Origin of the sequence: Pelagerythrobacter marinus, assembly GCF_009827515.1 — a bacterium.
In the GTDB taxonomy this organism is placed as follows: Bacteria; Pseudomonadota; Alphaproteobacteria; order Sphingomonadales; family Sphingomonadaceae; genus Pelagerythrobacter; species Pelagerythrobacter marinus.
Genome location: NZ_WTYO01000002.1, coordinates 91352 through 116905, shown reverse-complemented (window position 1 = coordinate 116905; position 25554 = coordinate 91352). Strand labels below are relative to the sequence as shown.

At 69.8% G+C, this 25554-nt stretch carries 24 protein-coding genes, 1 tRNA gene and 1 other RNA gene; 9 read left to right on the top strand and 17 right to left on the bottom strand.

Annotated elements, in window-relative coordinates; genetic code table 11:
• Nucleotides 1-62 precede the first annotated feature (62 nt).
• Nucleotides 63-1145, top strand: coding sequence for a phosphatase PAP2 family protein (locus tag GRI72_RS04395; RefSeq protein ID WP_160732732.1), 1083 nt, complete (start codon nt 63-65; stop codon nt 1143-1145).
• On the opposite strand, the gene GRI72_RS04390 is transcribed toward GRI72_RS04395, so the two are convergent.
• Complete coding sequence (locus tag GRI72_RS04390; protein WP_160732731.1) at nt 1106-2236, bottom strand: beta-ketoacyl-ACP synthase III; 1131 nt, start codon at nt 2234-2236, stop codon at nt 1106-1108. The genes GRI72_RS04395 and GRI72_RS04390 overlap by 40 nt on opposite strands.
• A 77-nt stretch (nt 2237-2313) precedes the next feature.
• Nucleotides 2314-2399, bottom strand: a tRNA-Tyr gene (locus tag GRI72_RS04385).
• 150 nt (nt 2400-2549) lie between these two features.
• Here GRI72_RS04385 and rlmB point away from each other — a divergent pair.
• Nucleotides 2550-3338 (top strand): 23S rRNA (guanosine(2251)-2'-O)-methyltransferase RlmB, encoded by a 789-nt coding sequence (gene rlmB / locus GRI72_RS04380; protein ID WP_237486793.1) that lies wholly within the window; start codon nt 2550-2552, stop codon nt 3336-3338.
• A 31-nt stretch (nt 3339-3369) separates the two neighbouring features.
• Entirely contained in the window at nt 3370-4245 is an 876-nt protein-coding gene (locus tag GRI72_RS04375) for a hypothetical protein (protein WP_160732730.1), read from the top strand.
• A gap of 133 nt (nt 4246-4378) precedes the next feature.
• On the opposite strand, the gene GRI72_RS04370 is transcribed toward GRI72_RS04375, so the two are convergent.
• From GRI72_RS04370 to GRI72_RS04325, 10 genes are all read right to left on the bottom strand, one after another.
• Nucleotides 4379-4651, bottom strand: coding sequence for an HU family DNA-binding protein (locus tag GRI72_RS04370; RefSeq protein ID WP_160732729.1), 273 nt, complete (start codon nt 4649-4651; stop codon nt 4379-4381).
• A 202-nt stretch (nt 4652-4853) separates the two neighbouring features.
• Entirely contained in the window at nt 4854-7280 is a 2427-nt protein-coding gene (gene lon, locus GRI72_RS04365) for an endopeptidase La (protein ID WP_160732728.1), read from the bottom strand.
• A gap of 383 nt (nt 7281-7663) precedes the next feature.
• Nucleotides 7664-8446, bottom strand: a complete 783-nt coding sequence (locus tag GRI72_RS04360; RefSeq protein WP_237486790.1) for a class II aldolase/adducin family protein — start codon at nt 8444-8446, stop codon at nt 7664-7666.
• A 96-nt stretch (nt 8447-8542) separates the two neighbouring features.
• Entirely contained in the window at nt 8543-8884 is a 342-nt protein-coding gene (locus GRI72_RS04355; protein WP_160732726.1) for a YbaB/EbfC family nucleoid-associated protein, read from the bottom strand.
• A 28-nt stretch (nt 8885-8912) separates the two neighbouring features.
• Nucleotides 8913-10733: a DNA polymerase III subunit gamma/tau gene (locus tag GRI72_RS04350; protein WP_160732725.1), complete on the bottom strand. Its 1821-nt coding sequence runs from the start codon at nt 10731-10733 to the stop codon at nt 8913-8915.
• 46 nt (nt 10734-10779) lie between these two features.
• Nucleotides 10780-10874, bottom strand: an RNA gene (gene ffs, locus GRI72_RS04345) — signal recognition particle sRNA small type.
• Nucleotides 10875-10942: 68 nt separating this feature from the next.
• Nucleotides 10943-11221, bottom strand: a complete 279-nt coding sequence (locus tag GRI72_RS04340; RefSeq protein ID WP_160732724.1) for an NADH dehydrogenase ubiquinone Fe-S protein 4 — start codon at nt 11219-11221, stop codon at nt 10943-10945.
• 17 nt (nt 11222-11238) lie between these two features.
• Nucleotides 11239-13713, bottom strand: a complete 2475-nt coding sequence (gene hrpB / locus GRI72_RS04335; RefSeq protein ID WP_160732723.1) for an ATP-dependent helicase HrpB — start codon at nt 13711-13713, stop codon at nt 11239-11241.
• A 104-nt stretch (nt 13714-13817) separates the two neighbouring features.
• A complete protein-coding gene (locus GRI72_RS04330; RefSeq protein WP_160732722.1) occupies nt 13818-14204 on the bottom strand; it encodes a DUF1801 domain-containing protein in 387 nt (128 codons plus the stop codon).
• Nucleotides 14205-14216: 12 nt separating this feature from the next.
• Nucleotides 14217-15242 carry a polyprenyl synthetase family protein gene (locus GRI72_RS04325; protein WP_160732721.1) on the bottom strand — a complete coding sequence of 342 codons (1026 nt, stop codon included), beginning with the start codon at nt 15240-15242 and terminating at the stop codon, nt 14217-14219.
• A 78-nt stretch (nt 15243-15320) separates the two neighbouring features.
• On the opposite strand from GRI72_RS04325, the gene GRI72_RS04320 reads away from it, so the two are divergent.
• Together GRI72_RS04320 and GRI72_RS04315 are read left to right on the top strand one after the other, a co-directional pair.
• Nucleotides 15321-15656 carry a chorismate mutase gene (locus tag GRI72_RS04320; RefSeq protein WP_160732720.1) on the top strand — a complete coding sequence of 112 codons (336 nt, stop codon included), beginning with the start codon at nt 15321-15323 and terminating at the stop codon, nt 15654-15656.
• Nucleotides 15653-16186, top strand: a complete 534-nt coding sequence (locus GRI72_RS04315) for a hypothetical protein (protein ID WP_160732719.1) — start codon at nt 15653-15655, stop codon at nt 16184-16186. Before GRI72_RS04320 ends, GRI72_RS04315 begins: the two co-directional genes overlap by 4 nt.
• A gap of 4 nt (nt 16187-16190) precedes the next feature.
• Here GRI72_RS04315 and GRI72_RS04310 read toward each other — a convergent pair whose 3' ends face one another.
• From GRI72_RS04310 to GRI72_RS04295, 4 genes are all read right to left on the bottom strand, one after another.
• The gene (locus GRI72_RS04310; RefSeq protein ID WP_407675100.1) at nt 16191-17732 is read right to left on the bottom strand and encodes a sensor histidine kinase; all 1542 of its coding nucleotides are present in this window, start codon (nt 17730-17732) and stop codon (nt 16191-16193) included.
• A complete protein-coding gene (locus tag GRI72_RS04305) occupies nt 17683-18360 on the bottom strand; it encodes a response regulator transcription factor (RefSeq protein WP_160732717.1) in 678 nt (225 codons plus the stop codon). The genes GRI72_RS04310 and GRI72_RS04305 overlap by 50 nt, the downstream gene beginning before the upstream one ends.
• A 120-nt stretch (nt 18361-18480) precedes the next feature.
• Nucleotides 18481-18786, bottom strand: coding sequence for a PepSY domain-containing protein (locus GRI72_RS04300; RefSeq protein ID WP_160732716.1), 306 nt, complete (start codon nt 18784-18786; stop codon nt 18481-18483).
• Nucleotides 18787-18888: 102 nt separating this feature from the next.
• Nucleotides 18889-19614, bottom strand: coding sequence for an SIMPL domain-containing protein (locus tag GRI72_RS04295; protein ID WP_160732715.1), 726 nt, complete (start codon nt 19612-19614; stop codon nt 18889-18891).
• A 153-nt stretch (nt 19615-19767) separates the two neighbouring features.
• Between GRI72_RS04295 and GRI72_RS04290 the strand changes: the two genes are divergently transcribed.
• Together GRI72_RS04290 and GRI72_RS04285 are read left to right on the top strand one after the other, a co-directional pair.
• Nucleotides 19768-21363 (top strand): amidohydrolase family protein, encoded by a 1596-nt coding sequence (locus GRI72_RS04290; RefSeq protein ID WP_237486788.1) that lies wholly within the window; start codon nt 19768-19770, stop codon nt 21361-21363.
• Between the two features lie 50 nt (nt 21364-21413).
• Nucleotides 21414-23219, top strand: a complete 1806-nt coding sequence (locus GRI72_RS04285) for an ABC-F family ATP-binding cassette domain-containing protein (protein WP_160732713.1) — start codon at nt 21414-21416, stop codon at nt 23217-23219.
• A 4-nt stretch (nt 23220-23223) separates the two neighbouring features.
• On the opposite strand, the gene GRI72_RS04280 is transcribed toward GRI72_RS04285, so the two are convergent.
• Nucleotides 23224-23700, bottom strand: a complete 477-nt coding sequence (locus tag GRI72_RS04280; protein ID WP_160732712.1) for a DUF6456 domain-containing protein — start codon at nt 23698-23700, stop codon at nt 23224-23226.
• A 103-nt stretch (nt 23701-23803) separates the two neighbouring features.
• On the opposite strand from GRI72_RS04280, the gene GRI72_RS04275 reads away from it, so the two are divergent.
• Both GRI72_RS04275 and GRI72_RS04270 read left to right on the top strand, forming a co-directional pair.
• Nucleotides 23804-24376, top strand: a complete 573-nt coding sequence (locus tag GRI72_RS04275; RefSeq protein ID WP_160732711.1) for a helix-turn-helix domain-containing protein — start codon at nt 23804-23806, stop codon at nt 24374-24376.
• The gene (locus GRI72_RS04270) at nt 24337-25551 is read left to right on the top strand and encodes a glycosyltransferase (protein ID WP_160732710.1); all 1215 of its coding nucleotides are present in this window, start codon (nt 24337-24339) and stop codon (nt 25549-25551) included. The genes GRI72_RS04275 and GRI72_RS04270 overlap by 40 nt, the downstream gene beginning before the upstream one ends.
• Nucleotides 25552-25554 lie beyond the last annotated feature (3 nt).

Genomic DNA, 25554 nt, shown 5'->3' with positions numbered 1-25554 from the left:
CGGATCGCGACATGCGCCGCGCGTTAGGGCGATCCTTACCATATCGCCTTATCCGCCCCGGCGTGGACACCCGCGGTTCCCTCCTGCGGCGCTGGACCGGCGAAATGCCGGTCTACGGCGTGACGCTGGCGCTCTTCGCGCTCTGCACCGCCCTGCTCGCGAGCCGCGGAATCGGGCTCGACGCCGGGCCGGTGCTCGCCAATGCGCGGATCTACCTCGTATCGATCGTCGCCTGGATGGCGCTCGACGCCGGCCTGCACCTCGCCCGCCACCGCCCGCGCGAACCCTTCGCGGCGCTCCACCGGCGTTACGCCGGCCCGGGCGCGATCCGGCGCTGGATCGCCGGCGCGCCCCTGCTGGCGCTGTGCATCCTGCTGATGCCGTTCTTCTCCAAGATGAAGGCGGCGATCCCGCTGTTCAGCGCCTATACCTGGGATGCGACCTTCATCGCCTGGGACCGGGCGATCTTCTTCGGGTACGACGCCTGGCAGGTGCTCCAGCCGCTGGTCGGCTATCCGCCGGTCACCGCACTGCTCGGCCTGCTGTACCAGGCCTGGTTCCTGCTGCTCTACGCCGGCTGTCTCTACATGGCTTTCGCCGCGATCGACCCGGCGCTGCGGCGGCAGTTCTTCCTCGGCTATGCCCTGTCGTGGTCGGTCATCGGTGGCGGCGCGGCCACGCTGCTGGCTTCGGTCGGGCCGTGTTTCCTTGGCCCGCTGATGGGCGATCCCACTTTCGACGCGCAGATGGCCTACCTGCGGGCCGCCGATGCCCAGATACCGGTCATGCCCCTGGCGGTTCAGCAGATGCTGCTCGACTGGCACGCCGCCGATGCCGACGGGCTCGGCAGCGGGATAACCGCGATGCCGAGCATGCATGTCGCGATCGCGTTCCTCTACTGGCTCGCCGTGCGCCGCATATCGGCGCGCGCCGGGCGCTGGATGTTCGCCTTCTTCGTCGTCACCTGGATCGGCTCGGTCCACCTTGCCTATCACTACGCCGTCGACGGGCTGGTCTCGATCGTCATGGTCGCGCTGCTCTGGCGTCTTTCGGGCGCGGTCATCGCGTGGTGGGACGCGCGCCTGGCCGGCAGCGCCCCGCGCCTTCAGCCCGCCTTGCGAACGAAGACCGTCCCCGCCGAATAGCCCGCCCCGAAGCTGCAGATCAGCCCGGTGTCGCCTTCGCGCAGGTCCGCGCTGTGCAGGTGGAAGGCGATGATCGATCCGGCGCTCGACGTATTGCCATAAGTGTCGAGGACCGTCGGGCTCTCGTCCGCGCTGGCCTCGTGCCCCAGCACGCGCTGGGCGATCAGGCGGTTCATCCCCGCATTGGCCTGGTGCAGCCACAGCCGGCGCAGCGCCTGCGGATCGATCCCCAGCCGCCCCGCCTCGTCCACGATCATCTGCGCCACCATCGGCACGACTTCCTTGAAGACCTTGCGCCCTTCCTGGACGAAAAGCTTGTCCGGCGTGTCGGCGGTGTCCGGGTGCGCGCGGTTGAGAAAGCCGAAATTGTTGCGGATGTTGTTGGAGAAAACCGTCTTCAGCCGGGTGCCGAGAATGTCCCAGTGGGCGGCCGGGGCCAGGTCCGCCTCCTCCACCAGCACGGCGGTGGCGACGTCGCCGAAGATGAAATGGCTGTCGCGGTCGCGCCAGTTCAGGTGGCCGCTGGTGATTTCCGGGCTGACGACCAGGACCGAGCGCGCATGGCCGGCGCGGATATAGTCGGCCGCGGTCTGGATCCCGAAGGTTGCGGACGAGCAGGCGACATTCATGTCGAAGGCGAACCCGTCGATGCCCAGCGCCTGCTGGATCTCGATCGCCATCGCCGGATAGGGGCGCTGCATGTTCGATGCGGCGCACAGGACGGCATCGACATCGCGTGCCTCGCGCCCCGCCCGCGCCAGTGCATCGCGCGCCGCGGCCACGCCGATCTCGGCCAGGATCGACAGGTCTTCGTCGGCGCGCTCTTCCCAGCGCGGGGCCATGATCTCGGGATCGAGCACCGGCGCCTTGGCCATGACATGGCGCGACTTGATCCCGCTCGCCTTCTCGATGAACTCGACCGAGCTGGGCTCGAGCGGGCGAACCTCTCCCGCCTCGATCGCGGCGGCGTTCGAGGCATTGAAGCGCTCGACGTAAGCGTTGAAGCTGGCGACCAGCTCCTCGTTGGAAATGCTCTCTTCCGGCGTGAACAGGCCGGTCGCGGAAATCACGGGGCGCGGTGCAGTGTCCATCGCCGCCGATTAGAGCGGCCGAACCGACAGGGCAAGTTTGCCGGGAACGACGGCGCCGATTGAGAAGGGATGGCAGGTGGTGGACAGGGCTGGATTCGAACCAGCGTACGCTTGCGCGGGCAGATTTACAGTCTGCTGCCTTTAACCACTCGGCCACCTGTCCACATGCCTTGGCCTGCGTGAAACGGCGCCGCCAACCGGGGCGCCCCTTGCCGAGAGGCGCCCCTTTGGCGAAGCGGCGCTTGCCTGTCAATGGGGCCGCTGGCATGGGCGGGGCAACGAAGGTGGCACATGACCACAAGGGGATTTTCGATTGGCCAAGGGTGATCGCAAGCGGGCACTGCGCGGGCGCGCCGGGCGGATGCAGGGCGGGCGCGGCAGCGGCCGGGCCGGCACCGGCCAGGTGCGCCTCTGGGGCCGCCACGCGGTGGAGGCTGCGCTGCGCAATCCCGCGCGCAGCCATCGCAAGCTGTGGGCGACGCGCGAAGGCATCGAATCGCTGGACGGCGAGTTGCCGCCCGATTTCCCGGTCGAATATGCCGACGTGCAGGACCTGGCCCGGCTGGTGGCGCGCGACGCGCCGCACCAGGGCCTCGTGCTCGAATGCGCGCCGCTGGAGGATCTCCTGCTCGACGAAGTCCTGGCGCAGGACGGCGCGGGGCCGCTGGTCTTCCTCGACCAGGTGACCGACCCGCACAACGTCGGCGCGATCCTGCGCTCCGCCGCGGCGTTCGATGCGCGGGCCATCGTCACCCAGGATCGCCATGCCCCGCCCGAATCGGGGGTTATCGCCAAGTCCGCCTCGGGCGCGCTCGAGATCGTTCCCTGGGTCCGCGTGGTCAACCTGGCCCGCGCGCTCGAGAGCGCGGCCGAGGCGGGATACTGGCGCATCGGCCTCACCGGCGAAGCGGACGCGAGCCTGGCGGAGGCGCTGCCCGCGGGCCCGGTCGCGCTCGTGCTCGGCGCAGAAGGCGAAGGCATGCGGCCCAATATCGCCGCGCATTGCGATGCCCTCGCCCGGCTGCCGATCAGTCAGCGCATGGAAAGCCTCAATGTTTCAAACGCAGCTGCGATCGCGCTTTACGCGCTGGCATCGCGCTGACACGCATCGACGCAAGACGGGGGAAAACGACATGACGATCTTTACCAGGCCGCGACGCGCGGCGGCAGGCCTTGCCGCGGCGCTCGCGCTCGTGCTGGGCGGCTGCATGCTCGCGCCGGGCACCTTCACCTCGCAGCTGGAACTGCGCCAGGGCGGCACGTTCAGCTACACCTACCAGGGCGAGATATACATCCTCGCGATGGGCCAGCTGGCGGAAATGGGCGAGGCGCTGGAGGACGGGGACGAGACGTTCGAGGCCGCGTGCTTCGACGAAGACACCCTCGAAGGCCGCGACTGCACCGAGGAAGAACGCGCCGAGCAACTGGCCGCGTGGGAGGAAGAGCAGGCCGAGAAGCGGCGCGACCGCGAACAGGGCGCGGAGATGATGCGCGCGATGCTGGGCGGGATCGATCCGAGCGACCCGGAAGCGGCCGCGGAATTCGCCAGCCGGCTGGAGCGCCAGGCCGGGTGGGAGCGCGTCGAGTACAAGGGCGACGGGCTGTTCGATGTCGATTTCCGCATCGCCGGCCGGCTCGACCACGATTTCCTGTTCCCGACGATGGAACGGATGCAGATGGCCAACTTCTTCCTCCTCGCCGCCAACCGCGACGACGGGACGGTGCGGGTCGAAGCCCCCGGCTTCACGAAGGCGGCGACCGCCAACCCGTTCCAGGGCATGATCTCGGGCTTTGCCGAGGGCATGGCCAGCGCCGGAGACGGCGAAGCCGCCCCCGCGCCCGGCGTGCCCGAGCTCAACGGCACCTTCCGCATCGTGACCGACGGGGAGATCCTGGCCAACAACACCGACGAAGGGGCGGTGGAAACGGCCGATGGCAAAGTGCTGGAGTGGGAAGTCAACAGCCGGACCCAGGCGGCGCCGACCGCGCTGGTGCGGATCGGCGACTGACGAGGCGGGCCGGGCCGGCCCGGCCGGCCTGCTGCCCCGGAAAAGCGAAACGCCGCGCCTGCCCCCGGCAGACGCGGCGTTTTCGCGTGGGCCGCCTGCGCCGTATGCGGCAGGCGGCCCCGGTGAACCGGCTTCAGTTGACGCTGTCCTTCAGGCCCTTGCCGGCCTTGAACTTCGGCTGGTTCGACGCCTTGATCGTCATCGGTTCGCCGGTGCGCGGGTTGCGCCCGGTCGAGGCCTTGCGCCGCGCCACGGAGAAAGTCCCGAACCCGACCAGCCGCACTTCGTCGCCCTTCGACAGCGCCTTGGTAATGGCATCGAAAACACCCTCGACCGCGTTGGCGCTATCGCTCTTGGAAAGCCCGCTGGAATCCGCGACGGCGCTGATCAGATCGTTCTTGTTCATTCTGGGAACCCCCTAAAAGTTCGCGTTTGAGACCGGTTTCGGTGAATCGCCTCTCCGAAAGGGCGGGATTTGAACGCCTTTTTGCCCGGGCTGTCAAAGGCAAATCCGGCCGGAGCGGCCCGACCGGTAACCTTCCGGCAAGATTTGCCCGCGCCGGCCGCCCGCCCCCCGGGCCGTAGCGGCACGCGCGCGGCGGCGGCGATCAGTGCGCGGTCGGCGCCTGTTCGCCCAGCGCCTGCGCTGGATGGCCCGGCTGGCTGGCAATATCGTCCGCCTCGGTCCACTCGATCGGGTCGGGCTGCGAAACCAGTGCCTTTTCAAGCACCTGATCGACATGGCTGACCGGCACGATCTCCAGCCCATCCTTCACGTTTGCGGGGATTTCGGCCAGGTCTTTCACGTTCTCTTCCGGGATCAGCACGGTCTTGATCCCGCCGCGCAGGGCCGCGAGCAGCTTCTCCTTCAGTCCGCCGATCGCCAGAACCCGCCCGCGCAGCGTGACCTCGCCGGTCATCGCCACGTCGGGCCGCACCGCGATCCCGGTCAGGGTCGAAACGATCGAGGTGACCATGCCGATGCCCGCGCTCGGCCCGTCCTTGGGCACCGCGCCTTCGGGCAGGTGGATGTGGATGTTCTTGCGCTGGAAGATGCTCGGCTTGATGCCATAGGCCGGCGCGCGCGCCTTGACGAAGCTGAAGGCCGCGGCGACCGATTCGTTCATCACCTCGCCCAGCTTGCCGGTCGTCTTGATCTCTCCCCGCCCCCCGCCGACGGCGGGCGTGGTCACGCTCTCGATCGTCAGCAGTTCGCCGCCCACCTCGGTCCAGGCGAGGCCGGTGACGGCGCCGACCTGCGGCTCCTCTTCCGACATGCCGTGCTTGAACTTGCGCACCCCGGCGAAGTCGCCGAGGTTGTCGGGCGTGATCTGCACGCTCCCGGCCTTGTTCTCGAGGATGCGGCGCAGCGACTTGCGCGCCAGCCGCGCGATCTCGCGCTCCAGCGTGCGCACGCCCGCCTCGCGCGTGTAGTGGCGGATCAGGGCGCGCAGCCCGTCCTCGGTCAGTTCGAACTCGCCTTCCTTCAGGCCGTGCGCCTCGATCTGCTTGGGGATCAGGTGCCGCTGGGCGATCTCGACCTTCTCGTCCTCCGTATAGCCTTCGAGCCGGATGATCTCCATCCGGTCCAGCAGCGGCTGCGGGAGGTTGAGGCTGTTCGCCGTGGTGACGAACATGATGTCCGACAGGTCGATGTCCAGTTCCAGGTAGTGGTCCTGGAACTTGCTGTTCTGTTCCGGGTCGAGCACCTCGAGCAGGGCCGAGGCCGGGTCGCCGCGGAAGTCCTGCCCCAGCTTGTCGATCTCGTCGAGCAGGAAGAGCGGGTTGTTGGCCCCCGCCTTCTTGAGGTTGGTGACGATCTTGCCCGGCAGCGAGCCGATGTAGGTGCGCCGGTGGCCGCGGATCTCCGCCTCGTCGCGCACGCCGCCCAGGCTCTGGCGGATGAACTCGCGCCCCGTGGCGCGCGCGATCGACTTGCCGAGCGAGGTCTTGCCGACCCCGGGCGGGCCGACGAGGCACAGGATCGGCCCCTTCAGCTTGTCGGTCCGCGCCTGGACCGCGAGGTATTCGACGATCCGGTCCTTCACTTTCTCCAGCGCGTAGTGATCCTCGTCGAGGATCGCCTGCGCCTCGCCGATGTCCTTCTTCAGCTCCGATGCCTTGCCCCAGGGCAGGCCGAGCAGGACGTCGAGGTAGTTGCGGATGACGGTCGCCTCCGCGCTCATCGGCTGCATCGTCTTGAGCTTCTTCAGCTCGCTCTCGGCCTTGGCGCGGGCTTCGTCCGACAGTTCGAGGCTCTCGATCTTGGCCTGGAGCTCGGCGATCTCGTCACCGTCCTCGCCGTCGCCGCCGCCCAGCTCGCTCTGGATCGCCTTGAGCTGTTCGTTCAGGTAGTATTCGCGCTGCGTCTTCTCCATCTGCCGCTTCACGCGGCCGCGGATCTTGCGTTCGACCTGGAGGACCGAGAGCTCGCCTTCCATGAACGACATGACCATCTCGAGCCGCTTGAGCGGGTCGAGCTCGGTCAGCAGCGCCTGCTTGTCGGCCACTTTCGCGCCGATCGCGGCGGCGATCGTGTCGGCGAGCTGGCCGGCATCGTCGATCTCGCCCAGTTCCTCGCCCGCGCCTTCGCCCAGCTTCTTGTTGAGCTTCGCGTATTCGTCGAACTGCTCGATCACTTGGCGCATCATCGCCACGACTTCGTTGCCCGAGGCCGTGCCCGGTTCGCGCAGGGTCACTTCGGCCACGATGAAGTCGCCGTTGGGCTTCAGCCCTTCCAGCCGGGCGCGCGCCGTGCCCTCGACCAGCACGCGCACGGTGCCGTCGGGCAGCTTGAGCATCTGCAGCACCTGGGCGACGGTGCCGATGTCGTAGAGATCGTCTTCCCCCGGCTCGTCGCACCCGGGATCGAGCTGCGAGAGGAGGAAGATGTCCTTGCTGCCGTCTTCGCCGCTCGCCTCCATCGCCGCTTCGAGCGCGGCGACCGACTTGTCGCGCCCGACGAAGAGGGGCACGACCATGCCGGGGAAGACGACGATGTCGCGCAGGGGGAGAAGGGGGTAATGCTGGTTCATTGCGTCAATCCGTAGGTCTGGCGCGGCAACCGGTGCGCCGCGCCTGGCCCGGAGATATGGGAACCCGCCCCGCCGGCCGCAACGCCTGCCTCCCGCGAAGCTGTGGATGCCGCCCCCGGCGGAGGAGACATGGACCGCCTGTTACACTGTCCTGAGGAAGAAAAACCGCGTCCCCTCAGCCCCCGCCGAACGCCGCCTGCGCGGCGCGCGCGAGGCTGCATGGCGGGTAACGGGATGACGCGTGACGAGCGGAGCATGGCCCCACGATGGCAGATTCGCGCCGTGTAGGAAAACGATGCGCGAACGATCTTCGCGGCGCCCGGACAAAGGGCCGCCGGCGCACCCGGCGGGCGGGACGCGCCGCCCCGCGCGTGGCCCCTATTCTATTCGCGGAAGCCCGGGTCGATCCGGTCGAGCTTGCGCAGGAGCGCGGGCCAGGCGAGCGCATTGGCGACCATGCCGATGCCGGCGGGCGGGGTCTGCTCGCGCACTTTTTCCGGCGTGCCCTGGGGCGGGTTATGCAGCCCGTCGCGCCCGGCGGAAAGCATCTTCACCTGGGCATCGCAGGCGCGCTCGAGGAAATAGAGGCGCAGGAAGCATTCGCCGACCGTGCGGCCGATCGCCAGGGTGCCGTGGTTGCGCAGGATCATCGCGTGCCTGTCGCCCATGTCCTCGACCAGGCGCTCGCGCTCTTCCAGGTCGGTCGCGATCCCCTCGTACTCGTGATAGGCGATGTCGCTGCGCGCGATCATCCCGGTCTGGGTATGCTCCATCAGCCCGTCGGCCATCGCGCTGACCGCCTGCCCCGCCGGGGTGTGCAGGTGCATGACCGCATGGGCATCCTCGCAGTTCATGTGCAGCGCCGAATGGATCGTGAAGCCCGCCGGGTTGACCGGGTGGCTGGTGGGGATGACCGGCTGCCCCTCGACATCGATCTTCACCAGGCTGGAAGCGGTGATTTCCTCGAACATCATGTCGTAGGGATTGATCAGGAAATGGTGCTCCGGTCCCGGCACGCGGGCGGAAAGGTGGGTGAAGATCAGGTCGTCCCAGCCGTAGAGCGCGACGAGGCGGTAGGCGGCGGCGAGATCGACCCGCACCGCCCATTCCTCGTCCGAAACCTGCGCGCGAACGTCCGCGTCGGACCCGGTCGCGTTATCGTTCATCACCGTTGCCATGCTGCCTCTCCGATTGGTTGTCTTTCGCCACCGGTAGCATGATTTGGCGGGCGTGCGCCATGGCCATGGCGCCAGGACCCCGGGTCACCCCATGCCGGGCAGGTTGAAGCCCGGGGGCAGGCCCATGCCGCCCTGCATCTTCTTCATTTCCTCGTTCGAAACGCGGTCCGCCTTGTCGCGCGCGTCGTTGAAGGCGGCGGTGACGAGGTCTTCCACCATCTGCTTTTCTTCGGGCTTCATCAGGCTCTCGTCGATCTCGACGCGCAGGATGCGGCCCTTCGCGCTGGCACGGACCTTGACCATGCCGCCGCCGGCCACGCCCTCGACCTCGATCGCGTCGAGCTTGGCCTGCATCTCGCCCATCTGGGTCTGGATCTGCTCGGCCGCCTTCTGCGCGGCCTGGATCATCTCTTCCATCGATTGCATCGCTTGCGTCCTCGTTGTTCCGTTCGGGTCAGCGGCCCCAGGCCTGGCGGCCGGCGGGCTGGATCTCGGCATCCTCGACCAGCTCGGCCTCGGGGAAAGCCTCGAAGGCCGCCTCGACCAGCGGGTGCGCGCGCATTTTCGCCTGAGCTTCCGCTTTCGCCGCTTCCTCGCGCTCGCGCAAGCTCGGCTCGCCGCCGGTCTCGCGCTGTTCGACGTCCCACCGGCTGCCGGTGAGCTTGTAGAGCGTGTCGCGGAAATCGGCCGCCGGATCGCCGACGAAGCCGGGCGCGAGGGCATAGACCAGCCGGCCCTGCGCCACCTCCACCGGGCGGACCCAGTCGCGCATCGTCTGCGCCACGCGCAGCGCGCCGGCGGCATCGACCTGCTCGACCAGCGCCTGCCAGTCGATCGCGCCGGCGGCGGCCGGGGCGGTGCCGGAGGGGGCAGCCGCGTCGCCGGCAGCAGGGGCGACGCCGCTGGCGGCCATGTCGTCCAGCTTCTTCGCCAGCCTGCCCGGATCGGGCAGGTCGGCGGCGTGGAGCACGCGCAGGAGCGCCATCTGCGCCGAGACCAGCGGATCGGGCGCCTGGCGCACCTCGTCGTAGCCCTTGAGCAGGAGCTGCCACAGGCGGTGAAGCTGGCCGGCGGAAAGGCGCGCCGCCCATTCGGCCAGCGCGGCCCGTTCCTCCGCGCTCGGCGCGTCGGGCTCCGCCTGGCCGATCTGGGCGACGGTGATCCGATGGACGAGATCCATCAGCCCGCGCATCAGCGCCAGCGGTTCGACGCCGAGCGCGTACTGGTCCGATACGCCGTCGAGCAGGGCCCGCGCATCGCCTTCCAGGATCGTGCCGAGCAGGCGGCGCTGCGCGCCCTTGTCGGCCAGGCCCAGCATGTCGCGCACCCGATCCGCCGTGACCTGCCCGTCTTCGCCCAGGTCGGCATGGGCGATCGCCTGGTCGAGGATCGAGAGCCCGTCGCGCACCGAGCCTTCGGCCGCGGCGGCGATCATCGCCAGGGCCTCGGCCTCGGCCGCGACCCCTTCCTGTTCGCAGACCCAGGCGAAATGCGCCTGGAGCAGTTCGGCCGGGATGCGGCGCAAGTCGAACCGCTGCGTCCGGCTGAGGACGGTGACCGGCAGCTTGTCCACCTCGGTCGTCGCGAAGAGGAACTTCACATGCGCGGGCGGTTCCTCAAGTGTCTTCAGCAAGGCATTGAAAGCATTGCGAGACAACATGTGAACTTCGTCGATGATATAGATCTTGTAACGCGCGCTGACCGCGGCGTAGCGGACCGCCTCGATGATCTCGCGCACGTCGTCCACGCCGGTATGGCTGGCGGCGTCCATCTCGATCACGTCGATATGGCGCCCCTCGGCGATCGCGCGGCACGGCTCGCACACGCCGCACGGGTCGATCGTCGGCCCGCCCTGCCCGTCGGGGCCGATGCAGTTGAGCGCCTTGGCCACCAGCCGCGCGGTCGATGTCTTGCCCACCCCGCGCACGCCGGTCATCAGGAAGGCATGGGCCAGCCGGTCGCGCTCGATCGCGTTGGCGAGCGTGCGCACCATCGGTTCCTGCCCGATCAGCTGGGAAAAGGTCTGCGGGCGATACTTGCGCGCCAGCACGCGATAGGGCTGGTTCGCCGGGGGCGGCGTTTCTTTCGCGGCGGCAGGCTCCGCCGGCTGCGCTGGGGGAGAATCGACGGGCGGATCGGCCGGCGCATCGCCGAACATCGCGCCCTGCCCTTCGGCCTCCAGCTCGGCCGCGCTCGGCTTCGCCGCCGCGTCCTCCCCCGTATCCCAGGGCAGGTCGTGCGCGCCGTTTCCCGCGTCTGTCGGTGAATCACCCATGCTCGCCTAGGTAGGCGCTTGCCGGGGGATTGTCATGCTGGTGTGGAGAAAAGGAGCCGGGCGACCCGCCGCAATTCACCTGGGCTGCTTCCTTCCGGACCTGACCCGGTGAGCGAACGCAAACGTCCACCCGACTCCCGGGCCGCCATATGGCCGGGCCCGCGGCGGATTTCAACCTTGAAGACGGCCGCGCGGCGCGCCCGGCGCGATCAGCGGAAATTGTCGGCGTAGGCCTGGAGCTTGAGATGCCGCGGCGGCGTTTCGTGAACGCGCGCGGGAATGCCGTATTTCGCGGCATAGGCCTGCGCCGCCGCCTTGTCGGGGAACGTCAGCTGGACCTGCGCCTGGGTGTCGCCGCTGCCGATCCAGCCCATCAGCGGATCGGGCAGGCGCGCCTCGGTCTGCTCGAATTCGAGCACCCATTCGTCGATCCGGGCCTTGCCGGACTGCATCGCGTTCTTGGGTCGCTGATAGATACGGGCTGCCATGGGCTCGGTCCTCTAGATCACGAATCGCCGCGTGAAAAGGCGTTCCTCGTCTTCAGGCTCGGCTTTTCGGCCCAGGGTTCCTCGGGCCAGCGGTGCTTGGGATAGCGGCCCTTCATCTCCTTCTTCACCTCGGCCCACGATCCGCGCCAGAAGCCCGGCAGGTCGCGAGTGGCCTGGATCGGCCGGCCCGCGGGGCTGGTCAGCTTGAGCAGCAGCGGCGTGTCGCCGATCACCGGGTGCCGCTCCAGCCCGAACAGCGCCTGGACCCGCACTTCCACGCTCGGCGCGTCGTCGCCGGTGTAATCGATCGCGTGGCGGGTGCCCGCGGGCGAGACGAACTCGCGCGGGGCGCCGCGATCGAGCGCCTGGCGGCTGTCCCAGTCGAGCAGCCCGAGCAGGGCCTCCACCACCCGCCCCCGCGGGACCGCGAGATCGCGTCGCCCGGCAAGCAGGGGGCGCAGCCAGAGATCGGCATTCGCCGCCAGTTCCCCGGGTTCGAGCGCGCGGATGCCGGCATGGCGCGCGCGGGCGAGGAGATCGGGGGGGAGCCATGTCCCCAGCCGTTCCACCGCCTTTTCCACAAGGATATCCACAGCGGCCTCGCCATCGGGCGCTGGGTCGGGGCCGCTCGCGAGGACGATGGCGTCAAGCCGCCGCTCCAGCCGCGCCTCGATCCGCTGCTCCCCCTCGTTCCAGCGGACCACCTGCCGCCGCGCGATCCGTTCGGGCAGCCAGCGCTCGATCGCGCTTTCCTCCAGCGGCAGGGCGGCGGTGATCCGCGCGCCTTTCGCCTGCCCCTGGGCATCGCCGATCGCGATCCACTCGCTGCGCGCGAGCGGGCTCGCCGGGTCGAGCACGAACCCGCGCCCCCCGGCCGAGAGCCAGTGTTCGCCCGAGCGATCGCGTCGCCGGGCGACGTTGTCGGGCATTCCGGCGGCGAGCAGGATGCCGGGCGGGACCGCGCCTGCCCCCCGATCCGCCGCCGCCGGCTTGTCCGTCCCCGCCAGCTTGACCGCCTGCGCGGCCCAGCGCGCGGCCAGCTTGCGGCTCGCCCCGGCGCGGGCGGAGCGGTCGCCGGCCCAGCGCTGGAGGCGTGACGCCAGGTCCTCCCCCCGGCCGCCCAGCCCGCGCTCCTGCAGCAGCAGCGCGATCCGCGCCGCCTCTTCCGCCGCGCCGTGCTCCGCGCCGAACAGGACCATGGCGGCATGGGCCGGCCCCAGCGGCAGCGCGGCCAGCGTCTCGCCGCGCGGCGTGATCCGCCCCGCGCCATCGAGCGCGCCGAGCCGTTCGAGCCGTTCGCGCGCCGAGGCGACGGCGGCTGCCGGCGGCGGGTCGATCCACGGCAGCGAGGCGGGATCGGCCGTGCCCCACCGCGCGAGCGCGAGGACGAGCGGGGCGAGATCGGCGCTGGCAATTTCCGGCAGGTCGAACGCGGGCCGTCCGGGGTGGGCCGCCTCTTCCCACAGGCGATAGGCGACGCCCGGGCCCTGCCGCGCCGCGCGGCCGGCGCGCTGCCCGGCCGCGGCCTGGCTGGCACGGCGGGTGACGAGATGGGTCGTGCCCGCCGCCTTGTCGAACAGCGCGTGGCGGGCGAGGCCGCTGTCCACGACCACCGACACCCCGTCGAGCGTCAGCGAGGTTTCCGCGATCGCGGTCGCGAGCACGATCCGGCGGCGGCCCTGCGGATCGCGGCGGAGCGCGGCGCGCTGGGCCGCGGGATCGACCTGGCCGTGGAGCGGCAGGACCGGGGTGTCGGGCAGCCGTTCGGCGAGCCGTTCCTGCACCCGCGCGATTTCCCCGGCACCGGGCAGGAAGGCGAGCAGGTCGCCGCCCGCCCCCGCGCCATCGCCTGCCGTCTCGCGCCAGGCGGTCATGACGGCGGCGGCCATCGCATCCTCTATCCGCTTGTCAGGGAACGATCCCAGCCACCTGATTTCCAGGGGAAAAGCGCGCCCCTCGCTTTCCACGACCGGGGCATCGTCCCCCAGCAGGGCGGCGAAGCGCGCGCCGTCGATCGTCGCCGACATCACGCAGATGCGCAGGTCCTCGCGCAGGACCGCGCGGCTTTCGAGCGCGAGCGCCAGCCCGAGGTCGCTGTCGAGGTGCCGTTCGTGCGCCTCGTCGAACAGCACGGCGGAAACGCCGGGCAGTTCCGCGTCGGCCACGATCCGGTTGACGAAGATCGCCTCCGTCATCACCAGCACGCGCGTTCGCGCCGATGTGCGGCTGTCGAGACGTGTCATGTAACCGACTGTTTCGCCCGGCTTTTCGCCGATGAGCGCGGCCATGCGCTCGGCCGCGGCACGGGCCGCGACCCGCCGCGGGCTGAGCACGATCACCTGCCCGCTGCACCATTCCTCGCCCAGCAGGGCCGGGGCGACCGCGGTGGTCTTGCCCGCCCCCGGCGGCGCGACCAGCACGGCCGCACCGGGCCCGCGCAAGGCGGCCAGCAGCTCGGGCAGGACGGCGTGGATGGGAAGCTCGGCGGGCACGGGCCGTTCCCTATCCCGTCGGGCCGAGCGAAGTCGAGATGGCGTGGCGTCCCCCTGCCCGGCGAGGTTGCGCCGGCAGGCCAGCCGCGCCGCAACGCCGGCGGTCAGCCCCGGGCCGTCGGGTCGCCCAGCGCGCGGTTGAGGGCCGCCGCCTCGCGCGCCAGCCGCGCGAGCGCCGCAGGATCGATCGCATCGCCTTCACGCAGCACGAGGTTGCCCAGTTCATATTTTCCGCTCGGCCTGATTCGCGGCTCGATCCCGGTCAGCCGCTTGCCGCGCCAGAAACCGAGCAGGACGCGCTCCGGCTCGGCGCGGATGAGGATGCACGGACCATTGTCGAGGAAGACCAGGTTGCCCCACTTGATCGCCTGTTCGAACGGTGCGGCCGCGGCAATCGTCTCGCGCATGGGAGGCACGACGCGCGCCTGCCAGCCGGACAGGCTTTCGACGAAGGCTTCGGGGCTGGCCGCTGCCTTCATCGCCGGTTTCATCGCTGCGGAGGCTCAATAACCGCGCGCGACCGCGAAATGCGCGGCTTCGGCCATGGCCGAGCGCGCCTTGCCGTCGGGGAAGATCGAGATCGCATCGACCGCGCGCGCGGCGAAATGGCGCGCCCGCTCGCGCGTCGCCTCGACCGCGTCGTACTTGTCGATCAGGTGGATCGCCTCGGCCAGGTCGGCGTCCGCCGTGCGGTGGCCGGCAATCGCGGCCTGCCAGAACTTGCGCTCTTCCGCCGTGCCGCGGGCATAGGCGAAGATCACGGGCAGGGTCATCTTCCCTTCGCGGAAGTCGTCGCCGCGGTCCTTGCCCATTTCGGCGGCATCCGAATCGTAATCGATCGCGTCGTCCACCAGCTGGAAGGCGACGCCGAGGTTGCGGCCGTAATCGTCCAGCGCCTGTTCCTCGCGCTCCCCGCACTCGGCCACGACTGCGCTGATCCGGCTGGCGGCGGCGAACAGCGCGGCCGTCTTCGCGCCGATGATCTGGAGATAGCGCTCCTCGCTCGTTTCGATCTGGCGCTGCGCGGTCAGCTGCGAGACTTCGCCCTCGGCAATCACCGCGCTGGCGCCCGAAAGGATCTTCAGCACTTTCAGGCTGCCATCCTCGGTCATCAGTTCGAAGGCGCGGCTGAACAGGAAATCGCCGACCAGCACGGTGGCCGGGTTGCCGAAGATGATATTGGCCGCCGCCTTGCCGCGCCGCAGCTCGCTGCCGTCCACGACATCGTCGTGCAGCAGGGTGGCGGTGTGGATGAATTCCACCGCCGCGGCCAGGCGATGATGGCGCGTGCCCTGGTATCCGACCAGCTCCGCCCCGGCGAGCGTGAGCATCGGGCGCAGGCGCTTGCCCCCGCCGGAGATCAGGTGCCCGGCGAGCCGCGGGATCAGCGGGATTTCGCTCTGCATCCGTTCGAGGATCACCGCGTTGACCGAGTTCATGCCGTTCGCCGTCAGCGCCAGCATGGGTTCGAGCGTGGGCGGCGCATCGGCCGGGTTCCGGCGCGGCAGGGGGACGATATCGGCAGTCATTGCGCGCCCGCATTGCGGCGCATGGCGGGGCTTGGCAAGCTTGGATTTGTTCGCGGGCGCGTGATAAGCCCGCCCGCGATGCCCGATTCCGCGACCCTGGATCCGAACGCCCCGCCCGCCGCCGCCGGCGACGCGCAGCTCGCCGCCTTCCGCCGCAGCATCGACAATATCGATGCCGCGCTGATCCATATCCTGGCGGAGCGGTTTCGCATCACCCAGGCCGTGGGCGAATACAAGGCGGCCAACGCCCTGCCCCCGGCCGACCCTGCGCGCGAGACCGAGCAGATCGCCCGCCTGCGCGCGCTGGCGGAGGACGCGCAGCTCGATCCCGAGTTCTCGGAGAAGTTCCTGCGCTTCATCATCGACGAGGTCATTCGCCACCACGAGCGCGCGCGCGAAGGCGGCCGCGCTTGAGCGAAGGCGGCGCCTCCGCCCCCGGCGGCGAGGCCGACAGGTCGCGCGACGCCGCCGCCACGCTGGGCGGGCTCGAATATCTGCTGCCCTTCGCCGCCGCCGCCGCATCGGGCATCGCGCGCGAGGAGTGGAAGCATTTCCGGCTGGCCCGGCGCGCGGATTTCGAGGTGCGCGTGATCGACGGCGACTGGGAGGACGAGGGCGCGCGCCGATACCGGTGGACGCTGGAGATCGCGAACAACACCCCCTCCGGCGCGAAGATCGTCGATTGGGATACGACCCACGCCTCGGGCGGCGCGCTCTATCGCGATGCCCCGGGTTCGGAGATGGAACGCCGTTCGGACGGGCCGAGTCTCCAGCCGCTCGACCCGTTCCTCGCCCGCGAATCGGAGACCAAGCTCTACTTCCGCGCCGCGATCGACGATGCGCCGGGCCGGCCGGCCAAGAAGTTCGTCAAGCTGGTCCTGAGTGTCTTCCCTTTCGATCGCGACGGCCCCCGCGACGTGCCCTGCACGCTCGCCATTCTCTAGCCGGCTAGGCCGCGCGCGGGAGGATCAACCGGACGAGCAGGCCGCCGAGGTCTTCGCTCTCGTCCAGTTCGACCGCGCCGCCATATATCTCCGCCACGTCGCGCACGATCGCGAGGCCCAGCCCGGTCCCCGGCTTGTCGGTATCGAGCCGCGCGCCGCGATCGAAGATGCGCGTTCGCTCCGCCGGGGGGATGCCGGCGCCGTCGTCCTCGATCCAGGTCACGCAGCGCTCCGCATCGGGCTCCGCGTCGATCGTCACGAAGACGCTGCCGCCGCCGTATTTCGCGGCATTCTCGATCAGGTTGCCGAGGATCTCGTCGAGGTCCTGCCGCTCGATCGCGACGCGCGCCTGGCGGTTGCCGTCGATGTCGAACCGCACGTCGGGATAAAGGCGCTCGACCGCGCGGCGCACGGCCTCAGCGCTTTCGCAGGCCGGGGTCCGCGCGTGGCCGACCGATCGGCGACCCACCGCGCGCGCGCGGGCCAGGTGGTGATCGACGTGGCGGCGCATGGTTCGCGCCTCGCGGATCACGGTCGCGGCAAGGTCCGGCGCCTGCGCGGTGGCGGCGTTGTTGACCACGGTCAGCGGGGTCTTGAGCGCATGGGCGAGGTTGCCGGCATGGGTCCGCGCCTCTTCCGCCTGTCGTTCCGAGTGGGCGAGGAGCATGTTCAGCTCCTCCACCAGTGGCTGCACCTCCAGCGGCAGGGGGTCGGAAACCCGGTTGCTGCCGGTCGTGCGGATTCGCTGGATCGCCGCGCGGATGCGCCGCAGCGGACGCAGCCCGTAATAGCTTTGCAGCACGGCCATCCCGAACAGGCCGAGGCCGAGCGCGACGAAGCTCCACGTCAGGATCGAGCGGATGCGGACGATCTGCGCGTCCAGTTCCTCGCGCGCGGCGGCGACCATGAAGGTCCAGCGCGTCTCGCTGTCGGGCAGGATCACGCTGCGTTCGACCACCCGCAGGGGCTCTTCCGGGAACTCGAGATTGTCGTAGTAGTGCGGCTGGTTGTCGAGATGCCCGCCGCGCGGGGTCAGCGTGCGGTCCCACAGCGATTGCGAGGGTTCGAGCGAATAGGATTCGAACCCCTCGCGCCCTTCGGCGGTGATCTGCCAGTACATGCCGCTGTTGGGTTCGAGGAAGCGCGGTTCGCCGATCGGGCGGATGAAATAGACCTCGCCGTCGGGCGCGACTTCCGAAATGACGATCATCGTGTTGAGCAGGTAGCCGAGCCGCTCGTCGAAACTGCGTTCGACCTGGCCGGTCAGGGTCCGTTCCAGCGCGATCCCCCCGCCCAGAAGCAGGACGACGATCCAGCCCGCGGCGATGAGCAGCATCCGCCGGGCGAGGCTGCCGGTATGGGGGGAGGCAAGGTCGTCCCCGCCCCCGCCCGGGCCGCCGGGGCCCGGATCGCCGGAACCATCGCCCCCACCATCGCCCGCGCCGCCGCCCGCGACCGGTGCCGGCCCGCGGGTGGCGGGCGCGCGCGCCGGGTCGTCAGGCGCGCGGTGCGTCGTCGGGGTCGTCGAGGCTATAGCCGAGGCCACGGATGGTCGTGATCACGTCCGCGCCCAGCTTCTTGCGGATGCGGGTAACGAAGACCTCGATCGTGTTCGAATCGCGGTCGAAATCCTGATCGTAGATGTGTTCGATCAGCTCGGTACGGCTGACCACCTTGCCCTTGTGGTGCATCAGGTAGCTCAGCAGCTTGTATTCCTGCGCGGTCAGCTTGACCGGCTCCCCCTTCAGCGTGACCCGGCCCGAGCGCGTATCCAGCCGCACGTCGCCGGCGATCAGCTCGCTCGAGGTATTGCCCGAAGCGCGGCGGATCAGCGCGCGCAGGCGGGCGATCAGTTCCTCGGTCTGGAAGGGCTTGGCGAGGTAGTCGTCGGCCCCGGCGTCGAGCCCGGCGACCTTGTCCGACCAGCTGTCGCGCGCGGTCAGGACGAGAACGGGGAACGTGCGCCCTTCGCGCCGCCACATGCCGAGCACGGTCAGGCCGTCGATCTCGGGCAGGCCGAGATCGAGGATGACCGCGTCGTAATCCTCGGTCGAGCCGAGGAAATGGCCGTCTTCGCCGTCGGTCGAAAGATCGACCGCGTAGCCGTTCTGTTCGAGCGTGGACTTGAGCTGCTGGCCGAGTGTCGGTTCATCCTCGACGATCAGTATGCGCATCGGTGGTCGTTCCCCCTGGATCAGGCCATCGCTAAGTGGGCGTTCGCGTCCGGGCCGTCAACAAGGCCGCGGCCCTTCCCGCCCCGCGGTGCGGCGCGCGCGGTCACCGGCGCCGGGCCATCAGCGGCTGCGCCGCACGACGCGCCCCGTGCGCGCATCGACGTCGACGAAGATCACCCGGCCATTGCGAATGAACTTCAGCCGATAGATCTTGGCCGTCGAATCGTAGGCCGGACCGATATACTCTGCGCCCCGCATCGTCGGGACGACGCGGCGTTCGATATCGGCGAGGCGCAGCTGGTTGCCGGCCTGCATCTCGCGCCGCGCGTCGCTCTGGTCGTCGAGCGACTGGGCGTGCGCGGGCGGCACGGCAAAGCCGGCGATCGCGATCGTGGCGGCCAGGCAAGGGACGATGAGCTTTCGCATGACGCCAACTTGCCTAGACCGAAACGATTGAACAAGCTCTGAATATTGCCGGGCGATCCGGTTCAGACAGGTCCGTCCCGCGAAAGGCGCGCGGGCCGCCCCCTATCGCGTCATCTCGAACGTCAGCGTCACCGTGGCGGCCGTGCCGACTTCGCCGGGGGCGATCCGGGTCCCGGCATCGGCGCTTTCCGCGCTCTGGCGCATGGCCATCGGCCGGGGGCCGCCATGCGACTGGAAACTTTCGGAAATTTCCAACAGTCGCACGTCCGAATATCCGGCCATGCGGGCATATTCGCGCGCCATGTCCTGCCCGCTGGCAAAGGCGCGCGAACGCGCCTCGCGCCGGGCGGCCTCGTCCGCCTCGAGCATGAAGTTGGGGCCGTAGATATTGTTGGCTCCTGCGGCGACGAGCGCGTCGAGCGCTTCGCCCGCGCGGTCCAGATCGCGCAGCTTGACCTGGACCTGGTTGGTGACGTCATAGCCGACGAAAGTGCGCGTGCCCCCTTCGCGGTCGTAATCGTATTGCGGGTTGAGGCTGAAGTTGGCCGTCTGGATGTCGCGCGCGGCAATGCCCAGCTCGCGCAGTTGCGCCGTGACCCGGGCCATGGCGCGCGCGTTCTCGCGAACCGCCTCCTGCGCGCTGGCCGCGCGGGTCGTGACCCCCGCCCCGATCTGCGCCACGTCGGGTTCGCCATAGACGGTCTCGCTGACGGTCAGTTCGACCACCGGACCCTGCGCCTGGACCTGGATCTCGGCGGCCTGCGCGGGCACGAGGGCGACCGGGGTGCAGAGCGCGGCGAGGGCGAACAGGGGCATGGAACGGATCATCGGGCGATCTCCTTTGGTCGTGGACCGGGGTCTTGGGCCGTGGTGCTTGTCGGGCAGGGGTGATGCGGCCCTTCCGCTTACGCGCCGATGAACCGCCTTGTTCCCCGGACCGATCGCGGCAATAGGGGGCACAGCAAGAGGGGGGAGGAAGTCTTGACGTCGATCCTGCGGGCCATTGCCACGATCCTGCTGGGCTGGAGCGCGGTGACAGCCGCCCAACCGTCGATGGAGCGGGTGCCCGATCGCCTGCCCGGCGAAGGCGACGGGCCCTATTCGACGCTGGTGATCGAGGGGGCGACCTTGATCGACGGCACCGGAGCCCCGCCGATGGGCCCGGTGGACATCGTGGTCGAGGGGAACCGGATCGTCGCATTGCACCCCGGCGGCGCGCCGCAGGACGTGCGGCGCCGCGCGGCGCGCACGATCGCGGCGCAGGGGATGTACGTCCTGCCCGGCTTCGTCGATACCCACGGGCACAACGGCGACCCGGGCAAGGCGCCGCAGCCCGGCTACGGCTATCGCCTGTGGCTGGCCCACGGGGTGACGACGGTGCGCGGCGTCTCGTTCTATTTCGGCCCCGGCCAGCCGGACCTTTCGGATGCGGAGCGCAGCGCGGCCAATACGATCGTGGCCCCGCGCCTCGTCCCCTACGCGGTGTTCGGCGACAAGTGGGACCGCGGCACGCCCGATACGCCGGAGCGGGCTCGCGAATGGGTCCGCTGGGCCCGCGCGGCCGGCTATCACGGGGTCAAGTTCTTCAACGGCCAGCCGCCGGCCGTGCTGGCCGCCGCGCTGGACGAGGCGAAAGCGCAGCAGATGGGCACCGTCGCGCACCTGGCCCAGGTCGGCGTCGCGCAGGTCAACGCGCGCAAGGCGGTGGAAATGGGTCTTGGCGGGGTGACCCATTTCTACGGCCATTTCGAAAGCCTGCTGGCCGACGGCGTCGTCCCCGCCTACCCGGCCGGCTACAACTACCTCGACGAGCAGGACCGCTTCGCCTGGGTCGCGCGGCTGGCCGACCAGATCGTTGAGCCCGGCAGCGAGGAATGGGACGCCTATGTCGATTTCCTGGTCGAAAGCGGCGTGACGCTGAGCCCGACGTTCAACATCTATTCCGCCAGCCGCGACGTCATGCGGATGCGGACGGCCGAATGGCACGAGAAATACACGCTGCCCTCGCTGATGAATTTCTACGAGCCGAGCCTGACCAATCACGGCAGCTATTACCACGACTGGTCGAGCGAGGACGAAGTCGCCTGGCGGCGGTTCTATGCGCCGTGGATGCGGCTGACCAACGAGTTCAAGAACAGGGGCGGGCGGGTCACGGCCGGTTCCGATCCCGGCTATATCTACCAGACCTGGGGTTTTGCCTATGTCGGCGAGCTGGAGATGCTGCGCGAGGCGGGGCTGAGCCCACTCGAGGTGATCCAGGCGGCGACGATCAACGGCGCGCGCGAGATCTACGAGCCGAAGGGCATCGAGCCGCCGATGGGCAGCATCGCGCCCGGCAAGCTGGCCGACCTGGTGATCGTGCCCGAAAACCCGCTCGACAATCTCAAGGTCCTCTACGGCACCGGCCACACGCGGCTCGACCGCGCGACCAACCGGCTGGAAACGGTCGGCGGCGTGCGCTGGACGATCAAGGACGGGATCGTTTACGACGCGCCCGCCCTGCTCCAAAGCGTGGCCGAAATGGTCGCCGCGCAGAAGGCGCGCGATGCGCGGCAGGGGCCCGCCGCCGGCTCGTGACCCCATCGCCGCTTGCGGCAATGCCCGCCCTCGCCTAACCCGCGCGCCCTATGGCGCAACCACCGATCCTTTCCTGGGAAGGCCTCGCCCTGCAGCAGGGCGGCCGCTGGTTGTTCGGCGGCCCGGGGGAAGACGGCATCGACCTGCATATCGGCCCGCGCGACCGGCTGGCGCTGATCGGCCGCAACGGCGCCGGCAAGACCACGCTGTTCCGCCTGATCGACGACCGGATCGAGGCCGACCATGGCCTTCGCAAGGTCAAGCCCGGCACGCGGATCGTCGTGCTGGAGCAGGAACCGGACTTTTCCGGCTGCGACACGCTGATGGATTTCGCGCTGCGCGGCCCCCACGCCCCGGCCGAGCACGAGGTGGAAGCGATCGCCGGCCAGCTGGGGATCGACATGGCCACGCGGGCCGCGGGCGCGAGCGGGGGCGAGAAACGCCGCGCCGCGATCGCCCGGGCCCTGGCGCAGGAGCCCGACCTGCTGCTGATGGACGAGCCGACCAACCACCTCGACCTGGCCGCGATCGACTGGCTGGAAGGCTGGCTCGACCGGTACAAGGGCGCCTTCGTCGTCATCAGCCACGACCGGACCTTCCTGAAGCGGCTGACCCGGGCGACGATCTGGCTCGACCGCGGCCGGCTGCGGCGCAAGGAAGTCGGCTTCGGCGGCTACGAGGCGTGGGAAGAACAGGTCTATGCCGAGGAAGCGCGCGCCGCGGAAAAGCTCGACGCCAAGCTGAAGATAGAGGCGCACTGGCTCGAGCGCGGGGTGACCGCGCGGCGCAAGCGCAACCAGGGCCGGCTGGAGAAGCTGTGGCAGATGCGCGCCCAGCGCGCGGCGATGATCGCGCCGAAAGGCACGGCCAAGCTCGGCCTTGCGACCGAGGAGGAGTTCAAGTCGAAATCGGTCATCGTGGCCGAGGGTGTCTCGAAATCCTATGGCGAGCGCCGGATCATCCGCGACTTCAACTTGCGCATCCAGCGCGGCGACCGGATCGGCGTGGTCGGCGCGAACGGCGCGGGCAAGACGACCCTGCTGAAGCTGCTGACCGGCGAGATCGCGCCCGACGAAGGGACGGTCGAGATCTCGAAGAAGCTGACCGGCGTGATGATCGACCAGCAGCGCAGCCTGCTCGAAGGCGATCGCACGGTCCGCCAGGTCCTGGCCGAGGGCGGCGACTGGATCGACGTGCGCGGGGCGCGCAAGCACGTCCAGGGCTATCTCAAGGAATTCCTGTTCGATCCCAAGGTCGTCGATACCAAGGTCGGGATCATGTCGGGCGGCGAGCGCAGTCGGCTGCTGCTGGCGCGCGAGTTCGCCCGCAAGTCCAACCTCCTCGTGCTCGACGAGCCGACCAACGACCTCGATCTCGAGACGCTCGACCTGCTGCAGGAAGTGATCGCCGATTACGAGGGGACCGTCCTGATCGTCAGCCACGATCGCGACTTCCTCGACCGCACGGTCACGCTGACGCTGGGCCTCGACGGCAGCGGCTTCGTCGATATCGTCGCCGGCGGGTACGCGGACTGGGAGGCGAAGCGGCGCGAACGGTCCGCCCCCGCGCGCGCCGCGCGCGGCAAGGCCCCGCCGCCCCCGCCTGCCCCCCCGCCGCCGCCACGCGCGAACAAGCTGTCTTACAAGGACCAGCGCGATTACGAGATGCTGCCCGCCCGGATCGAGGAGCTGGAAGGCGCGATCGCCCGGGGCGAGGCGATCCTGGCCGATCCCGACCTCTTCACCCGCGACCCGCAGAAGTTCGCGAACATCACCAAGGGGATCGAGAACGCCCGCGCCGAGAAGGAAGCGGCGGAGGAGCGCTGGCTCGAACTGGCCGAAATGGTCGAGGGATAGCGCGTCAGGCGATGCGGTAGAATTCGGCCACCCGGTCGAGCGCGATCCGCAGCACGACCTTGCCGCTGCGCGCGGGCCAGGCCAGCGCGCGCTCTGCATCGGCCAGGCTTTCGCACCCGCAGACCACGCGCCACAGGATGTCGGACAGGCCCCGGCCGGCCAGCGCCAGCGCCCCGTCGAACCGCTGCTTCGCCGCGACCTGCCGCTCGCCCGGGGCCATGCGCGGCGCGCCGCCGGGCACCTTGATCCGCACCGGGTCCCACCGCATCGTGACGTCGGGCGACAGCTGGGCGCGCTCGAAATCGGCGCGCAGGCATTCGCCGGCGGCGAACAGGCGATCGTCGAGGTGGCCGCGCGCGTGGAGCCACGACAGCGGCGATTCGGCCAGGTTGACCGTGACCGTGCGCCGCCGGCCCCGCGCCGCCCCGGTGCGGCGGGGCCCCTCCCCCGTCAGTTCGCGTTCGACAAGCTTGCGCGGCATCGCGTGCTCCCTTTCCCGGTGTTGCGCCAGTGACGAATCGACCCTTGCCAAATGGCGAGCGCTGTAGGAAAGTGAAAACCGATTTGGTTAGATGGAGAGCGCCGTGATCAATCGCATCCGCGACATCCGCAAGGAAAAGGGCATGACCCTGGCGGACCTGGCAGAGGCCTGCGACCCGCCGACCACCGCGCAGACGATCGGCCGGCTCGAAACCGGGATGCGCAACCTCTCGACCAAGTGGATGGACCGGATCGGCAAGGCGCTGGGCGTATCGCCCGAGGCGCTCGTCCGGGCCGAGGAAAGCCAGCACCCGCAAGTCGTCGCCACCCTCTCGGCCGGGGGCGCGGAGCCGCTGGCCCGCCCGCGCGACGCGATCGCGCCGAGCGAGATCGGCGGCGAATCCCCGCTCGTCGTGCTTTCGGTGGAAGGCGCCACCGGCCCCTATCTCGCCGGCGACCAGGTCTGGCTGCGCCGGATCGCGCCCGAAGAGGCGCCGCGCGCGATCAATCGCGACGTGCTGGTCCCGCGCAAGGGCGGGCGATTCGCCTTCGGGCGGCTGATCGATCGCAAGGGCACGATGGTCGGCGTTCTCCCGCCCGGCGCGGGGGAGAAACAGCAGGTGATCGATGCGCCCGAATGGCTGGCAGTGGCCGAGATGCTGGTGCGGCGGCTGTGACCCGGCGCCTGCTGTCCCTCTCGACGCTCTACCCCAACGCCTCCACCCCGCAGTTCGGCACTTTCGTCGCCCGCTCGCTGGAAGCGCTCGCCGCGCGGGGGGACTGGGAAGTAACGGCGATCAACCCGATCGGCATCCCCCCGCTCGCGCTCGGCCGCTATCGCGCGCTCGCCGCAGCGGCGGTGGACGGGGTGGAAAACGGGGTCGATGTCCGCCGGCCCAGTTACCTGCTGGTGCCGCGCATGGGCGGGCGGATCAATCCCAGCATGATCGCGCGCGCCGTCCTTCCCCTCGCGCGCGAACTGCATGAACGCCGGCCGTTCGACCTCGTCGATGCCCAGTTCTTCTATCCCGACGGCCCGGCCGCGGCCTGGATCGCGGGGCAGCTGGGCCTGCCATATGCGATCAAGGCGCGCGGATCCGACATCACGCTATGGGGCACCAAGGGCTTCGCCCGCGAACAGATGCTGGAGGCCGCCGCCAGGGCGCGCGGCCTGCTGTCGGTTTCGCGCGCGCTGGCGGACGACATGGTCGAGATCGGGATGCCGCGCGGCAAGATCGCGATCCACTACACCGGGCTCGACCGCGATCGCTTTCGCCCGCTGGCCCATGCCGGTCTGCGCGCGCGCCTGGGCGAGAAGCTGGGCCTGCCGCTGAGCGAAGGCGAACGGCTGGTCGCGACCGTCGGCGCGCTGATCGACCGCAAGGGGCAGGACCTCGTGATCGGCGCGATCGCCAGCATTCCCGGCACCCGCCTGCTGCTGGTCGGCAAGGGGGAGGACGAGAAGCACCTGCGCGCCCTCGCCCGCGACCTGGGCGTGGCCGACCGCGTGCATTTCGTCGGCTCGGTCGATCACGACACCCTGCCGGTGATCCTTTCCGCGGCGGACGCGATGGTTCTGCCGTCGAAGAAGGAAGGGCTGGCCAATGCCTGGGTCGAGGCGCTGGCCTGCGGCACGCCGATCGTCATTTCCGAAGCCGGCGGCGCGCGCGAGCTGGTGACCGGGCCCGATGCCGGATACGTGGTCGCCCGCGATATCGACGCGATCGCCGGCGCGCTGCAGAGGCTGTTCGCCGATCCGCCCCCGCGCGAACGCGTCGCGGCGACGGTGGAGCGGTTCGGCTGGCCCGCCCACGCCGCCCGCCTGGCGGGGCTCTACGAAAGCTTCGCCTAGCGA

Bases quoted from the DNA above. Each gene is read 5' to 3' on its own strand.
- GRI72_RS04390 (WP_160732731.1), bottom strand. From the start codon at position 2,236: ATGGACACTGCACCGCGCCCCGTGATTTCCGCGACCGGCCTGTTCACG.
- GRI72_RS04375 (WP_160732730.1), top strand. From the start codon at position 3,370: ATGACGATCTTTACCAGGCCGCGACGCGCGGCGGCAGGCCTTGCCGCG.
- GRI72_RS04370 (WP_160732729.1), bottom strand. From the start codon at position 4,651: ATGAACAAGAACGATCTGATCAGCGCCGTCGCGGATTCCAGCGGGCTT.
- lon (WP_160732728.1), bottom strand. From the start codon at position 7,280: ATGAACCAGCATTACCCCCTTCTCCCCCTGCGCGACATCGTCGTCTTC.
- GRI72_RS04360 (WP_237486790.1), bottom strand. From the start codon at position 8,446: ATGAACGATAACGCGACCGGGTCCGACGCGGACGTTCGCGCGCAGGTT.
- GRI72_RS04355 (WP_160732726.1), bottom strand. From the start codon at position 8,884: ATGCAATCGATGGAAGAGATGATCCAGGCCGCGCAGAAGGCGGCCGAG.
- GRI72_RS04350 (WP_160732725.1), bottom strand. From the start codon at position 10,733: ATGGGTGATTCACCGACAGACGCGGGAAACGGCGCGCACGACCTGCCC.
- GRI72_RS04340 (WP_160732724.1), bottom strand. From the start codon at position 11,221: ATGGCAGCCCGTATCTATCAGCGACCCAAGAACGCGATGCAGTCCGGC.
- GRI72_RS04330 (WP_160732722.1), bottom strand. From the start codon at position 14,204: ATGAAACCGGCGATGAAGGCAGCGGCCAGCCCCGAAGCCTTCGTCGAA.
- GRI72_RS04325 (WP_160732721.1), bottom strand. From the start codon at position 15,242: ATGACTGCCGATATCGTCCCCCTGCCGCGCCGGAACCCGGCCGATGCG.
- GRI72_RS04320 (WP_160732720.1), top strand. From the start codon at position 15,321: ATGCCCGATTCCGCGACCCTGGATCCGAACGCCCCGCCCGCCGCCGCC.
- GRI72_RS04305 (WP_160732717.1), bottom strand. From the start codon at position 18,360: ATGCGCATACTGATCGTCGAGGATGAACCGACACTCGGCCAGCAGCTC.
- GRI72_RS04300 (WP_160732716.1), bottom strand. From the start codon at position 18,786: ATGCGAAAGCTCATCGTCCCTTGCCTGGCCGCCACGATCGCGATCGCC.
- GRI72_RS04295 (WP_160732715.1), bottom strand. From the start codon at position 19,614: ATGATCCGTTCCATGCCCCTGTTCGCCCTCGCCGCGCTCTGCACCCCG.
- GRI72_RS04285 (WP_160732713.1), top strand. From the start codon at position 21,414: ATGGCGCAACCACCGATCCTTTCCTGGGAAGGCCTCGCCCTGCAGCAG.
- GRI72_RS04280 (WP_160732712.1), bottom strand. From the start codon at position 23,700: ATGCCGCGCAAGCTTGTCGAACGCGAACTGACGGGGGAGGGGCCCCGC.
- GRI72_RS04270 (WP_160732710.1), top strand. From the start codon at position 24,337: ATGGCTGGCAGTGGCCGAGATGCTGGTGCGGCGGCTGTGACCCGGCGC.